Genomic DNA, 13,875 nt, shown 5'->3' on the forward strand with positions numbered 1-13,875 from the left:
CCCTGACTCCCGGCCCCGGATCCACGGGCCACGAACGGCTTTCCGGAGGACGAGCACGTGCGCATCCACATCGCAACGGACCACGCCGGGCTGGACTTCAGCCGGCACCTGATCGAGCACCTCGGTGCCGCCGGCCACGACGTGGTCGACCACGGCCCCACCTCGTACGACCCGCTCGACGACTACCCCGCGTTCTGCATCAACGCGGCCGCCGCGGTCGTGCGCGACCAGGAGGCCGGCGTCGAGGCGCTCGGCATCGTCTTCGGCGGCTCCGGCAACGGCGAGCAGATCGCGGCCAACAAGGTCGCGGGCGTCCGCGCCGCGCTGGTCTGGAGCCTCAGCACCGCGGTGCTCGCCCGGCAGCACAACGACGCCAACGTGATCTCGATCGGCGCCCGCCAGCACTCGGTCGAGGAGGCGACCGACTTCATCGACGCCTTCGTCGCCGAGCCGTTCTCCTTCGAGGAGCGCCACATGCGCCGCATCGCGCAGCTCGCGGAGTACGAGACCACGGGCGACATCGCCGGCCGCACGGTCGACTCCGCCGCGAGCGGCCGCTAGGTGCCCGAGGGCCACTCCGTCCACCGCATCGCGCTGCAGTTCGAGCGCGACATCGTCGGCCACGCCGTCGCGACGAGCAGCCCGCAGGGCCGCTTCACCGAGGGCGCCGCGCTGCTGGACGGCCGCACCGTCCTCGAGTCGACTGCGGTCGGCAAGCACCTGCTGCTGCGCTTCGAGGGCGACGCGACGCTGCACGTGCACCTCGGCCTCTACGGCGCCTGGGACTTCCTCGGTCACGTCTCGCCGCTGTTCGATGACGGCAAGGCCGGCAGCAGCATCGGCGCGCCGCGCCGCCGCCGGGCCGTCCGGCTCTCCGAGACCGAGCACGAGACCGACAGCGACCTCGAGGAGTTCCCGCCGCCGCCGATCGGCGCCGTGCGCGTGCGCATCCAGACGGAGGAGACGGTCGCCGACCTGCGCGGCCCGACGGCCTGCGAGGTGATGGACGACTCGCAGGTGGAGGCGCTGCTCGCCCGGCTCGGTCCCGATCCCGCGGCGGACGACTCCGACGAGGCGCGCGACCGCTTCGTGAACCGGCTGCGCAAGACGGCCACGCCGGTGGGGCTCGTGCTGATGGACCAGTCGGTCGTCAGCGGCATCGGCAACATCTACCGCGCCGAGCTGCTCTACCGCGCCGGCCTCGACCCGCACACGCCCGGCAAGCTGGTGCCGCTCGAGCTCGCACGCGAGCTCTGGGCCGACTGGGCGCTCCTGCTCGAGGACGGCATCCGGACCGGGATGATGATCACGCGCCGGGGACTGACGAAGACGCAGCGCTCCGCCGCCGTGCGCAGCCGGGCCGAGCGCAACTACGTCTACAAGCGCGAGGGACTGCCCTGCCGGGTCTGCGGCACGAACGTCCTGCTCGAGGAGATCGGCGCGCGCAAGCTCTACTGGTGCCCGGTGTGCCAGTCGTGACCGCCTGAATCGCTCGTGATGAGCGACGACCGAGAGGACCCCGTGACCCCGAGCCTGCTCCTGCGCACCGCGCGGCTCCTCGGCCGCGACGAGCCGGTGTCGGTGCTGCTGCGCGACGGCCGCATCGAGGAGATCGCTCCGGACGGCGCTCTCGACGCCACCCGTTCGGGCGACGCCGAGGTGCGCGACCTCGACGGCCGCTGGCTACTGCCCGGGCTCTGGGACGAGCACGTGCACTTCTCCCAGTGGTCGATGACCGCTCCCCGCCTGGACGTCTCGACGGCGCGGTCGGCGGCGGAGACGGTGACGGCGGTCCGCGCGCGGCTCGCTCTCGCACCGGACTCGCCCGCGACCCTCGTCGGCTTCGGCTTCCGCGACGGGCTCTGGCCCGACCTGCCGACGACCGCGCTGCTCGACGCGGTGGCGCCGGAGCGACCGGTGGTGCTCGTCAGCGGCGACCTGCACTGCGCCTGGGTCAACTCCGCCGCGCTGCGCCGCTACGGCTTCGCGCCGCAGGACGACATCCTCCGCGAGGAGCCCTGCTTCCGCCTGGTCACGGCGCTCGGTGCGCTGAGCGACGACGAGCTCGACGAGCTGGCCGACGAGGCGGCGCGCCGTGCGGCCGCCCGCGGCGTCGTCGGCGTCGTCGACCTCGAGATGCGCTGGAACGCGGGGGACTGGACGCGGCGGATCGCCCGCGGCACCCGCTCGCTGCGCGTCGACATCGGCGTGTACCGCGACCACCTCGACCGGGCGATCGCGGAGGGCCTGCGCACCGGGGACGAGATCGCGGGCGGTGCAGGGCTGCTGCGGATGGGACCACTCAAGGTGCTCGTCGACGGCTCGCTGAACACCCGGACCGCGTACTGCGTGCATCCGTACGCCGGGCACGAGGGCCGCGGCGTCCTCACCGTGGACCCCGTCGAGCTCGACGAGCTGCTCGCCCGGGCGGCCGCGGCGGGCATCCGGCCGACGGTGCACGCGATCGGCGACGCGGCCGCGACGGTCGCGCTCGACGCGCTGGCCAAGGTCGGCGGCGGCCGGATCGAGCACGCGCAGCTGCTCTCCGACGCCGACCTGCCCCGCTTCGCCCGGCTCGGCGTCGTCGCGGGAGTGCAGCCGGCGCACGCGCTGGACGACCGGGAGGTCGCCGACCGCTACTGGGCCGGACGCACCGGCCGGGCCTTCGCGCTGCGCTCGCTGATCGACTCCGGAGCGACGGTCGTGCTCGGCTCGGACGCGCCGGTCGCACCGCTCGACCCCTGGGTGGCGATCGCCGCCGCCGTCTCCCGCGCCCGGGACGGCGACGAGCCGTGGCACCCGGAGCAGCGGGTCACGATCGCGGAGGCGCTCGTCGCGTCCACGCGGACCCGGCGGCTCGCTCCGCAGGGGGGAGACGCCGCCGACCTGGTCGTCGTCGAGCGCGACCCGCTCGCCTCCGACGGCGAGCAGCTGCGCTCGATGCCCGTCGCCGCGACGCTGCTCGCCGGACGCGTGACGCACGAGGTCTGACCGGGTCCGGAACGACGGACGGCCCGCCGGATCCGAGGATCCGACGGGCCGTCGCGGCGTGGGAGGCGCGTGCTCAGCTCTCGCTGACGTGCGCGAAGAGGAACCAGCGGTCCTTCTCGAGGCCGCGGCCGATCTCGATCGCGACGTCCTGGCTGCTCGCGTCGATGTCGGCGAGCTCGGCGATCGCGGTGTTGACCGTGGTGATCGCGACGTCCATCAGACCGATGACCTCGACGATGGCGTTCTCGGAGCGCTGGAAGCCCGGGGTGAGCGGGGCGGTCTGCGTGGCCGACGCGACGGTCTGGATGCGGGCGTCGACGGGGAGGCCGAGGGCGACGACGCGCTCGGCGGCCAGGTCGGCCCACTCGATCGCGTGGCCGACGACGACGTCGAGCAGCTCGTGCACGCCGATGAAGTTGGCGCCGCGCACGTGCCAGTGCGCCTGCTTGCTGTTGACGGCCAGGGCGGTCATCTCGATGACGACCGGGCTGAGGAACTGGGCGACTCCGGATGCGACATCCGGGTTCGACGAGGTGAGCGACGTGACGGATGCAGTGGACATCGTCTGTTCCTTTCGAGAGGGGGTGACTGATCGTCAACACTACGCCGCAGCCCAGTGCTCGCAAGGAAGTGCAGGCTCGGCTAAGGCGGGAGAAGGGGAGCCTGGCCTGTGCCGGCCCGGCACGGGCGGTGCGCTTCCGAGGCGGAACAGGGGGTCAGCCCCCGCGCTGCCGCGAAGGGTCGCCGGTACCCTCGAGAGGATGTCCGCGCGCCCGCGAGGACCGTGGGAGGAGGCTCGCGTGCCTGCAGCGCCGACCGCCCTCGGTGAGGCCTCCGCCGCCTACCTCCGGCTCTGGCGCGAGCTGCCCCGCGAGGCCCTGTCGCTCGTGGTCGCCGTGCCGCTGGCACTGGCGGGTGCGTTCGCCACCGGAGTCGCCCTCGCCCTGGGCCTCGGCCTGATCGGCGTGCTGATCGGCGCGGTCTTCCTCCCGCTGGCGCTGCACACCGCCCGGGGCTTCGGTCGGGCGACCCGAGCGCTCGACCGGCTCGCCGGCCGCCCTCGGATCGACGAGCCGCAGTGGCGCCGCCCGCCCGCCTCGGTCGCGCCCGCCACCTTCGCCCTCTACGGCCCGGTCGTCGACGGGCACTACTGGCTCGCGCTGCTGCACACGCTCGTCGTGGCGCCACTGCTCGCGCTCGTCTTCGCCGCGGTCCTCGGGCTCTGGAGCTGGGCCGGCCTCGGCTCGCTGACGGCGCTGCTCGCCGGCGACTCCTCGGCGATCGTCCGGTTCGTCGCCGGGCAGTCGAGCGCCGTCCTCGGCGTTCCCGGGCCGCCCACGGCCTTCCTGGTGCTGGCCGATGCCGCGCTCGTCGTCCTGTTCCTCGCGACGCTGCCGTTCGTCACCCGCGGGCTCACCCTCGCGCGATTCCTGGTCGATCGGCTGCTGCTCGGGCCCTGGGGCTCGGAGGCGCTGCAGCGCGAGGTCGCGGAGCTCAGCGTCTCCCGCGGCGCGGCGGTCGCCGCCGAGGACCGGGCGCTGCGCCGGCTCGAGCGCGACATCCACGACGGTCCGCAGCAGCGGCTGATCCGGGTGCAGATGGACCTCGGATCCGCTCTCAACCGGGTGCGCTCCGATCCCGACTTCGCGGCGGCGCTGATCGACGAGGCGCGTGAGCACGTCCGCTCGGCGCTCGACGAGCTGCGCGCGCTCTCCCGGGGAGTCGCGCCGCCGATCCTGCAGGACCGGGGCTTCACCGCTGCGGTGCACTCGCTGGCGGTCCTGAGCCCGGTGCCCGTCGAGGTGCTGGTCGAGCATCCGGTGGCGGAGGTGCCGCCCGAGGTCGAGCGCAGCGTCTACTTCGTCGTCGCGGAGCTGCTCGCGAACGCGTCGAAGCACGCGTCGGCCCGCTCGATCCGCGTGCATCTCGACGTGCGGGGGACGGGCGGACCGGAGCGCTGGCTTGACGTCTGGGTCGTCGACGACGGCGTCGGCGGCGCCTCGCCCCTGCCGGGTCACGGGCTCGAGGGGGTCGCCGGGCGCGTCAGCGGGCTGCGCGGGCTGTTCACCGTCGATTCGCCCCCGGGCGGCCCGAGCACGGTGGGTGTGCACGTGCCGTTCCTGCCCGCACCGCCGCCCGCCCTATCCTGAGGGCGTGCCGCCCGCCTCACCGATCCGCGTCGCCCTCGCCGAGGACTCCGTCCTCCTGCGCGAGGGCCTGGTCCGACTGTTCGAGGATGCCGGCTTCTCCGTCGTCGGAGCCCACGGCGACGCCGAGGGGCTGCTCGCGGCCGTCGCTGCGGAGCCGTTCTCGGTGGACGTGGCCGTGCTCGACGTCCGCATGCCGCCGACCTTCCGCGACGAGGGCGTTCGCGCGGCACTCGACCTCCGGCGCCTGCATCCCCGTATCGCCGTGCTCCTGCTCAGCCAGTACGTCGAGGTGACCTACGCGCACGAGCTGCTCGGCTCGGGCGAGGGTGGTATGGGCTACCTGCTCAAGGACCGCGTCGCCTCGGTGGAGGAGCTGCGCGACGCCGTCGAGCGCGTCGCTGCGGGCGGGACGGTGCTCGATCCGCAGGTCGTCGCGTCGCTGCTCCAGCGCAACCGCGACCCGCTGGCGCTCCTGACCCCGCGCGAGCGCGAGGTGCTCGAGGCGATGGCCGAGGGGCGCACGAACGCCGGCATCGCCGCCGCGCTCTTCATCGGCGTCGGCGCGGTCGAGAAGAACGTCACCTCGATCTTCCAGAAGCTCGGACTCGAGGACTCCGGCTCGGACCACCGCCGCGTGCTCGCGGTCCTCGCCTGGCTGCGCGCCGCCCGCTGAGCCGGCCCAGCAGTCGCGTCGCGTCTCGCTGCTGAGGGAAGATGCGGCGGCTTTTCCATGCTGGTCGAGTAGCCCCGAAGGGGCGTATCGAGACCCCTCGTCCTCAGCAAGCCGGATCTGCAGCCTCAGGTTCTGACGCCGGTGGATCTCGATACGCCCGCTGGGCGGGCTGCTCGATCAGCATGGGCCTCCGACGCGGAAGAGACAGCCCCCGCGCCTACTTCAGCGCCGTGCGCTCCGTGTCGTAGAGCGCCTTGACCTGGTCGGCGGTGAGGGCCGTGTCCCAGACCCGGATCTTCGCGAAGGTGCCCTTCGCGTAGTTGCCGGGGCCGGAGGTGAGCTCGACCGCGCCGACCGTGAAGTCGCCGGCGTTCGGGTTCAGGCCCTCGGTGAAGAGGTAGGGGTTCTTCGCGTAGGTCGCGCCCTTGTTGTCGACGAAGCGCGGGTAGGCGACGGAGGTGCCGTCCAGGTAGGAGACCGCGTAGGTCCCGTCGTAGGTGCCGACGTGCAGCTGCCAGGTGTACCGGGTGAACTTATTGCCCGAGGCCGAGTAGTCGCGGGAGTACGGGTAGCCGGGAGTCGGCCCGCCGGTGCGCGAGACGTGGAAGGCCGATCGCTCGTCTCCGCCGTAGAGGCCGAGGTCGTAGAAGAGGCCGTAGGAGCGGCCCGCGCGCTCGCCGTGCTCGTTCCAGGCGCCCGCGACGTAGCCGGTGCTGTCGTCGGTCATGTAGACCCAGCTCGCGACGGTGACCGCGTTGCCCGTGGCGCCGATCGTCAGGCGGCCCGCCGACTCCAGCGGCACCCGGAGGAAGCTCGTCCCGGTCATCGAGATCCCGGAGCCCCACGGCGTCGAGGTGGTCGTGGCCTTGGTCTTGCCCGCCTGGAGCAGGGGCAGGTCGTTCGCGGTGGAGTAGTACGGCGCGGCGGACTGGGTGAAGTCCCACTGCGCGAGCGGCGCCGGGACGCCGGGCACGGTGGGGGGAGTGGTGGGCGTCGCCGTGGGGGTCGGCGTCGCGGTCGGGGTGGCCGTGGGGGTCGCCGTCGGTGTCGCGGTGGCGGTCGGGGTCGCCGTGGGCGTCGGGGTCCTCGTCGGGGTCGCGGTGGGCGTCGGGGTCGCGGTGGGCGTCGGAGTCGCGGTCGGCGGCGTCGTCGGTGCCGTGGCCGAGACGGTCAGCGCGATCGAGCCGCTGCTGCCGATGTTGCCGGCGGCGTCGCGGGCCTTGGCGATGATCACGTGCGAGGTCACGGCGAGGCTCGAGGTGGTGAGCGACCAGTCCCCGGAGGCCTGCTGCACGGCGTTCCCGACCCGGGTGGAGCCGGACCAGAAGGAGAGAGCGGTGACTCCGATGTCGTCCGACGCGGTGGCGACGAGCGTCACGGTCCGCGGGACGGTGCTCCCCGTGGCGGGCGAGGTGATGCGCGCGGTCGGCTTCGTCGTGTCCGGCTTCGGCGAGCCCGTGGCGGTCGGCGTGGCGCTGGGGCTCGGCGCGGTCGTCGGGCTCGCGGTCGGCGAGGGGGTGGTCGTCGCGGTGGGCGTCGCCGACGGGACCGGGGTCTGCGTGGGGGAGGGACTCGTCGTCGGAACGGGGGTCGAGCCGGTGTTCTGCACGGTGACGCGCGTGGCGGCACTGTTGCCGATGTTCCCTGCCGCGTCCTTGCCCTTGGCCACGAAGACGTGCGAGCCCTCGGCCAGCGTCCGCGTGTCGAGCGGCAGCGTCCAGACGCCCGCCTGCATGGTGGCGTAGCCCAGACGGCGGGTGCCCTCCCAGAACGAGAGCTGGGTGGTCCCGACCGCGTCCGTCGCGGTCGCCGCGAGGGAGATCGTCCCCGCGACCGTCGATCCGCTCACGGGAGCGGTGATGCTCACCACCGGCTTCACCGTGTCGGCGGCGGCGCTCGCCGAGCTGCCGGGCGCGGTGGCCACCATCGGCACCAGGAGGAGGGCTGCGAGCGCTCCCATGATCGTCGCCCGTGCGGTACGTCGTCGCATTGCCGTCCCCTTGTTCCGTCGGTCACGGAAATCCCCCCGGACCGGGGTCAGCCTAGGTCGTGCCGCCTCCTCCGCGCGTGCCCCGGACGGGGACAGATCGTGATCAGGGTCCGACGACCGGCCAGGATCGCCGCCCGGGCGGTGCCCGACGCCCCTGCGACACTGGGATCCGGCGACCGCGGAGTCCGCCGAGGAGGAGGACCGATCGCATGGCACCAGGAGCACACCCGGACGCCCGATTGATCGCTCTTCCGGGCGGATCACCGGTCGTCGCGGACTCGGCCTGGGTGGCCCCGGGAGCGACCCTCGTCGGAGCGGTGGAGCTGGAGGAGGAGTCGAGCGTCTGGTATGGCGCCGTCCTCCGCGCGGAGAAGGCGCACATCCGGATCGGCCGCGGCAGCAACCTGCAGGACGGGGTGATCGTGCACGTGGACGAGGGGTTCGACGCGAGCCTCGGCTCGGGTGTCTCGGTCGGGCACAACGCCGTGCTGCACGGCTGCACCCTCGAGTCCGACGTGCTCGTCGGGATGAACGCGACCGTCCTGAACGGGGCGGTGATCGGCTCCGGGTCGCTCGTCGCCGCCGGCGCCGTGGTGCTCGAGGGCACCGTCGTGCCGCCGGGCTCCCTCGTCGCGGGCGTTCCGGCGAAGGTGCGCCGCGAGCTGTCCGAGCAGGAGCGGGACGGGATCCGCCGCAACGCCGCGTCCTACCTCGCCCTGTCCGATCTGCACCGGGGAGCGGCCGGCGCCGGGACCGACTGAGGCGGTCAGGGAGCGCCAGGGGACTGATCGGCGCCAGAAGTTCCCGCCTCTGGGGTGAGCGTCACTACCGTTCGGGAACAGGTTCCGCCGCGGCACTCCGGTGCGCGGTCGCCGCCCTCGGATCGACGGCTCGCCGATCGATCGGACACCTCTGACTCCGTCCCACTCTTCCCGAGGAGAATCGTGTCCCCGCACCGACCCCGCCGTTCCCCCCTGATCGTCCTCGGCCTCGCCGCGGCCGTGCTCGCGGGAGGGGTGATCGCGCCCGCCGCCGCCGCGACACCGTCCGAGCTGTCCGTCGTCGCCTTCGGCGATTCCATCACCCGAGGCGCCGCGACCTGCGGCACGGAGGACGACTGCCCGGTCAACTCCTGGTCGACCGGATCCGCGCCCGAGGTCCGCTCCATCGCGACCCGCCTCCAGGAGGTGTCTCCGCAGCGCACGGTCACGACCGACAACCGCGCGAAGTCCGGCAGCCGCATCGCCGAGGTCTCCGCGGCGGTCACAGCGGCGCAGGCGGCCGGGGCCGCTCCGGATGTGGTCACGCTCCTCATCGGCGGCAACGACCTCTGCAGCCCCGACGTCCCGGCCGGGCCGGACGGCTACGCGATGACGCCCGCCGCGGACTTCTCCGCGTCGGCGTCGAGTCTGCTCCGGCAGATCAGCTCGGCCTGGCCCCGGGCGACCGTGCTGCTCGGATCGGTGCCGGACATCGGGTCCGAGTGGGAGGTCGTCCAGGGCACACCGGGCAAGCTGATCTGGGGACTGTTCAGCATCTGCCGGACCACGCGCGGGGCCAAGGCCGACAACCACGTCCAGAGGGGGGCCGCCTTCGAGGCGGCGGTCGCCGCAGCCGAGGAGCGCACGGATCGGTACAACGAGGCTCTGGCCGCGGCCTGCTCCGCAGCGGGCCCCCAGTGCGTCTGGGACGGCGGTGCTCTCACCAGGACGCCCATCACGAAGGACGTCCTCTCGACGGTCGACTACTTCCACCCGAACGTCGCCGGTCAGGCGCTGGTCGCGAGCGTCCTGTGGGGCCCGGAGGCGGTTCCCGCGTGGGCGGTCCCGCACTCCGCGGGCGCTCCGGCTCCGGCTCCGGCGGACCTCCCGACGCTCGACGAGATCGGCATCGCCGATTCGACCAGTGGCGCCCCTGACGACTCGAGGACCCGGGTCGGCATGCGCGAGAACGTGACCGAGCGCGTGACGCTCGGCCGTCCGGCCGGAGCGCAGCCGTCCGAGGGGAGCCCGTCTCCGGCGGACCTCCAGCAGACCCCCGTCGGCGTCCGCTAGCTCAGGGGAGGCGCACCGGATCGGAGTGCGCCGAGTGGTCGAGGATGTGCACCCGTCGTCGATGTGCGCCAGGTGATCAAAGACCGACAACTGCTCAATGAATGCCAGTCGAGTCGATCCGTGCCACAAGTTGGCGGCCGGCGGAGGAGCGGAAATACCTTTCACCACGAGGTTCACCCGGCGTCGTCCGCTGACCTCTCCGCGGTCGGTCGACCGCTGGAGCCGACGGTCGAACGACCGTGCTCCGCCCTCCTTCGTCACCGTCCTTGAGAAGAGCCATGTCCCTCCGTTCCCGCCTGTCCACCGTCGCTCTCGCGGCACTGCTCCTCGCCGGAGGAGCAGCCGCCCCGTCCGCCACCGCCGCCGAGGCCCCCGCGCTCTCGGTTGCCTCGTTCGGCGACTCGATCACCCGCGCCGCCACCACCTGCGGAGGCCGGGGCGACTGCCCCGTCAACTCCTGGGCCACCGGCTCCGCACCCGCGGTGCACTCGGTCGCCACCCGCCTCCAGGAGCTGAACCCGGGGCGTACCGTCACGTCGACGAACTACGCCAAGTCGGGCAGCCGGATCGCGGGAGTCGCCTCGGCGGTGTCCGCCGCGGCGACCGCCGGGGCCCGGCCCGACGTCGTGACGCTGCTCATCGGCGGCAACGACCTCTGCCACCCCGATCTCCGGGCCGCCGCCGACGGCTACGCGATGACGCCCGCCGACGCGTTCGCCGCGTCCGCGACGAGTGCGCTGCAGCGGATCAGGTCCGCCTGGCCAGAGGCGACAGTCCTCGTCGGGTCGGTCCCGGACGTGGCGTCCGAGTGGGCCGCGGTGCAGACCGGCGCGGGCGCGAGGACCTGGCCGTCGGCCAAGCTGTGCCGGACGACGCGCGGGGCCCTCGCCGACAACGTCGTCCAGACCGGTGACGCCTTCACCTCCACCGTGGCGGCCGCGGCCGAGCGCACGCGGCAGTACGACGACGCCCTCGCCTCGGCGTGCGCGGCCGAGGGCCCGCACTGCGTCTGGGACGGAGGCGCCCTCAGTCGCACGGAGATCAGCCCCGAGATCGTCTCGAGCGTCGACTCCTTCCACCCGAACGTCCAGGGCCAGGCCCTGATCGCGAGGGTGCTCTGGGGTCCCGAGGCCGTCCCCGCCTGGGCCGCGCGGCTCACCCAGGGCGCTCCGGTCCCCCTGCCGGCGCCGGCGGTCACCGACGCTCCGGTGACGACTCCCGCCCCGGTGACGACTCCCGTCCCGTCGTCGAAGACCACCCCCGCGCCGAAGGCTGCTCCGGCCCCGGCGCGCCGAGCGACGAAGGCCGTGACTCCTGCGCGGCCGGCGACCCCGGCACCCGCAGCGACCCGCGCTCCGTCGCCCGTCAACACTCCGAGCACGACCCCGAGCCGAGGCCTCGCCGGTACGAAGGACACGACCGCGCCGACAGTGCGCATCACCGGCCCGCTCGCCGGCGATTCGGTCTCGGGGAACGTCGCCCTGGCCGCCGTCTCCGACGACGACACCGCCTCGCTCGTCTTCTCGAGCGAGGGTCGCCGCCTCGGTTCGGCGAAGCACGCGGCGAACGGCGGCTGGACGCTGACCGTGTCGACCAGGGGCTTCCCGAAGGGCGAGCACGATCTCGTCGCCACCGCGACCGACCGCTCGGGCAACACGGGGACGAGTGCCCCCGTCGCCGTCACGGTCCGCTGATCCGACCTCCGAGCCGCTCCGGCTCGTGACACCACCTCCGGCTCGCCGAAGCACCGCGCTTCCGCGAGCCGGAGGTGTCCCCGCGAACGGGAGCCGCTCGCTCTCGGGCAGGTGCGTGGTCTTGCCAGTCGACCGCCGCCACGCCATGCTCGTCCCGGGTCGAGTCCCTCGTCCTGCTCCGCTCCGCAGCGGACCACGTCCGGCGCAGCCCGGCCCCGTGCCTGCGCACCGACGCTCCATGAAGGCACCGTCATGCGCGTGCGACCGAACCGCCGCCCGCTCCGCGGCATCGTCGCCGTCGCGGCCGCGCTGCTGCTCCTCACGACCGCCGCCGTCCCGGTCGCCGCGGCCGAGCCCGCGACGATCACCGTCCTCGCGCTCGGCGACTCCCTCAGCCAGGGGAGAGCGAGCTGCACGACGAAGGCCGACTGCCCGATCAACTCCTGGTCGACCGGCTCGGCGACCGCCGTCCGCTCGATCGCCACCCGTCTCCAGGAGACTGCTCCGAGCAGCACGGTCCGCACGGCCAACTACTCGAAGTCCGGCAGCAGGATCCGGGGCGTCGCGGCGATGGTCACGACGGCGGCGGCGGAGGGCGCGTCCCCCGACGTGGTGACCCTCATGATCGGCGGCAACGACCTCTGCCACGGCGACCTCTACCCGGCGGCCGACGGCTACACCATGACGACCGCCGCGGCGTTCTCGACCTCCGCCTCGAGCCTGCTGCAGCAGATCGGCCGCACCTGGCCGACCGCGACGATCCTGCTCGGCTCGGTTCCGGACGTCGCGTCGGAGTGGGCGGGACTGCGCGGGGGACCGGCCGAGCCCGTGTGGGTGGCGAGCAAGCTGTGCCGGACGACCCGCGGAGTCACGGACACCGGAGGCATTCTCACCGGCGCGGCCCAGACCGCCTCGGTCGCGGCGGCGGCGCAGCGCACCGTGCAGTACGACGACGCGCTGGCGTCGGCGTGCGCGGCGGTCGGACCGCGGTGCGTCTGGGACGGCAGCGCCTTCAACGCGACGCCGCTCACCCCCGACATCGTGTCGACCCTGGACTGGTTCCACCCGAACGTGCGCGGTCAAGCTCTGATCGCGGACGTGCTCTGGGGTCCCGAGCGGGTCCCGGCGTGGGCCGCGCGCTTCGCCGCTCCGGCGCCCACGCCGCTCCCGACGACGACTCAGGAGCCGACCGCAACGTCGACTCCTGAGCCGACCGTGATCCCGACTCCCGAGCCGACGGCGACGCCGACGTCCGAGCCGACGGCGACCCCGACTCCCGAGCCGGGCGGCGGCCCTGCTCCGACGGGCACGCCGGTTCCGGAGACCACTCCCACGGCCGCAGCGCCCGCGGACCCCGGCACCACCTCCGCGCCGACTCCGCAGCCGACTCCCTCCGCGTCGTCGCCTGCCACGCCCGCGCCGACTCCCTCCGCGACGCCGACGCCGACGCCGACGCCGGTGCCGACTCCGACTCCCTCGTCCACTCCGGCTCCGTCGCCGGCGGCGACAACGACTCCTCCGGCGACGACCGCACCCACGGCGACTCCGCCACCGAGCAGCACGCCGACGCCGACCCGGACGCCGACCGCGACCCCCACGCCGACTCGCACGCCGACGCCGACGCCGTCGCCGACGCCGACACGCACGCCGTCCGCGACGCCGACGTCGACCAGCACGCCGTCGGCGACGCCGACTCGCACACCCTCCCCCTCTCCGACGCCGACTCCGGTCCGCGACACGACCGCCCCCGTCGCGCGCATCACCAGCCCGGCCGCGGGCAGCACCGTCGTGGGAACCGTCACTCTGGTCGCCGTGTCCGACCCGGACACCGCGTCCCTCGTCTTCTGGACCGGCAGGACCCGCATCGGCGCCGCCAAGCAGGCCGCGGACGGCAGCTGGACGCTCACGGTCTCGACGGCCGGATTCACGAAGGGGTCGCATCCGGTCACCGCCAAGCCGGTTGATCGCGCGGGCAACACATCGACGAGCGCCGCGGTCACCGTCACCGTCCGGTGACCAGCAGGGGCCGCCGCCAGGCGCCCGGAGGACCACGGCGGTCCTCGTCGGAGCGGTGCAGGACGCACCGAAGGATTCGACCCGTGCCGCGCCTCACCTATGGGGGGAGCTGGCCGGTCGTGAGGCGGTATCGCGGTGCTGCACCGTCGGCCAGGCTCTGAGCAGCCGGCACCGCCGGAGTGGCCGGGCTCCCTGAGCGGCACTTCTCCGGGCGGATCCGGCGGTTCCCCTCCCCGTCCCCCCGGTCGCCCGGTCGACGGAGCCCGTGGCCCCCGCCTCGCTCCCCGACCGCGGCACCACGTCGCCC

Annotated in this window: 11 protein-coding genes; 9 read left to right on the forward strand and 2 right to left on the reverse strand. The window is 73.8% G+C overall.

Annotation, left to right across the window (positions count from 1 at the left end):
- Positions 1-57: 57 nt before the first annotated feature.
- Genes EDF35_RS09745 through EDF35_RS09755 form a run of 3 tightly spaced genes read left to right on the forward strand, consistent with a single transcriptional unit; the run spans position 58 to position 2,991 of the window.
- Positions 58-561, forward strand: a complete 504-nt coding sequence (locus tag EDF35_RS09745) for a ribose-5-phosphate isomerase (protein ID WP_133962177.1) — start codon at positions 58-60, stop codon at positions 559-561.
- Positions 562-1,479 carry a DNA-formamidopyrimidine glycosylase family protein gene (locus tag EDF35_RS09750; RefSeq protein WP_123703475.1) on the forward strand — a complete coding sequence of 306 codons (918 nt, stop codon included), beginning with the start codon at positions 562-564 and terminating at the stop codon, positions 1,477-1,479. It begins immediately after the preceding gene.
- An 18-nt stretch (positions 1,480-1,497) separates the two neighbouring features.
- The gene (locus EDF35_RS09755; RefSeq protein ID WP_133962179.1) at positions 1,498-2,991 is read left to right on the forward strand and encodes an amidohydrolase family protein; all 1,494 of its coding nucleotides are present in this window, start codon (positions 1,498-1,500) and stop codon (positions 2,989-2,991) included.
- Positions 2,992-3,064: 73 nt separating this feature from the next.
- Here EDF35_RS09755 and EDF35_RS09760 read toward each other — a convergent pair whose 3' ends face one another.
- Positions 3,065-3,553 (reverse strand): DNA starvation/stationary phase protection protein, encoded by a 489-nt coding sequence (locus EDF35_RS09760; RefSeq protein ID WP_123703478.1) that lies wholly within the window; start codon positions 3,551-3,553, stop codon positions 3,065-3,067.
- Between the two features lie 238 nt (positions 3,554-3,791).
- Here EDF35_RS09760 and EDF35_RS09765 point away from each other — a divergent pair, with 238 nt between their 5' ends.
- Both EDF35_RS09765 and EDF35_RS09770 read left to right on the forward strand, forming a co-directional pair.
- Positions 3,792-5,141: a sensor domain-containing protein gene (locus tag EDF35_RS09765; RefSeq protein ID WP_166674062.1), complete on the forward strand. Its 1,350-nt coding sequence runs from the start codon at positions 3,792-3,794 to the stop codon at positions 5,139-5,141.
- Between the two features lie 4 nt (positions 5,142-5,145).
- Positions 5,146-5,814 carry a response regulator transcription factor gene (locus tag EDF35_RS09770; RefSeq protein ID WP_133962183.1) on the forward strand — a complete coding sequence of 223 codons (669 nt, stop codon included), beginning with the start codon at positions 5,146-5,148 and terminating at the stop codon, positions 5,812-5,814.
- A gap of 217 nt (positions 5,815-6,031) precedes the next feature.
- Here EDF35_RS09770 and EDF35_RS20800 read toward each other — a convergent pair whose 3' ends face one another.
- Complete coding sequence (locus tag EDF35_RS20800) at positions 6,032-7,804, reverse strand: Ig-like domain-containing protein (protein WP_166674063.1); 1,773 nt, start codon at positions 7,802-7,804, stop codon at positions 6,032-6,034.
- Positions 7,805-8,013: 209 nt separating this feature from the next.
- Between EDF35_RS20800 and EDF35_RS09790 the strand changes: the two genes are divergently transcribed.
- The 4 genes from EDF35_RS09790 to EDF35_RS21395 all read left to right on the forward strand — a co-directional run bounded on the left by EDF35_RS09790 (position 8,014) and on the right by EDF35_RS21395 (position 13,568).
- Complete coding sequence (locus tag EDF35_RS09790; protein ID WP_123732263.1) at positions 8,014-8,565, forward strand: gamma carbonic anhydrase family protein; 552 nt, start codon at positions 8,014-8,016, stop codon at positions 8,563-8,565.
- Between the two features lie 183 nt (positions 8,566-8,748).
- Entirely contained in the window at positions 8,749-9,858 is a 1,110-nt protein-coding gene (locus tag EDF35_RS09795; RefSeq protein WP_166674064.1) for a GDSL-type esterase/lipase family protein, read from the forward strand.
- Positions 9,859-10,136: 278 nt separating this feature from the next.
- Entirely contained in the window at positions 10,137-11,552 is a 1,416-nt protein-coding gene (locus EDF35_RS09800; protein ID WP_133962188.1) for a GDSL-type esterase/lipase family protein, read from the forward strand.
- Between the two features lie 252 nt (positions 11,553-11,804).
- Positions 11,805-13,568 carry an SGNH/GDSL hydrolase family protein gene (locus tag EDF35_RS21395; protein ID WP_133962190.1) on the forward strand — a complete coding sequence of 588 codons (1,764 nt, stop codon included), beginning with the start codon at positions 11,805-11,807 and terminating at the stop codon, positions 13,566-13,568.
- The last annotated feature ends 307 nt before the right edge of the window (positions 13,569-13,875 follow it).

It is taken from the genome of Rathayibacter sp. PhB151, assembly GCF_004366415.1.
In the GTDB taxonomy this organism is placed as follows: domain Bacteria; phylum Actinomycetota; class Actinomycetes; order Actinomycetales; family Microbacteriaceae; genus Rathayibacter; species Rathayibacter festucae.

What these genes read in the sequence shown, in the direction of transcription:
- EDF35_RS09755 (WP_133962179.1), top strand. Translation starts at nt 1,498, where the DNA reads ATGAGCGACGACCGAGAGGACCCCGTGACCCCGAGCCTGCTCCTGCGC.
- EDF35_RS09760 (WP_123703478.1), bottom strand. Translation starts at nt 3,553, where the DNA reads ATGTCCACTGCATCCGTCACGTCGCTCACCTCGTCGAACCCGGATGTC.
- EDF35_RS20800 (WP_166674063.1), bottom strand. Translation starts at nt 7,804, where the DNA reads ATGCGACGACGTACCGCACGGGCGACGATCATGGGAGCGCTCGCAGCC.
- EDF35_RS09790 (WP_123732263.1), top strand. Translation starts at nt 8,014, where the DNA reads ATGGCACCAGGAGCACACCCGGACGCCCGATTGATCGCTCTTCCGGGC.
- EDF35_RS09800 (WP_133962188.1), top strand. Translation starts at nt 10,137, where the DNA reads ATGTCCCTCCGTTCCCGCCTGTCCACCGTCGCTCTCGCGGCACTGCTC.
- EDF35_RS21395 (WP_133962190.1), top strand. Translation starts at nt 11,805, where the DNA reads ATGCGCGTGCGACCGAACCGCCGCCCGCTCCGCGGCATCGTCGCCGTC.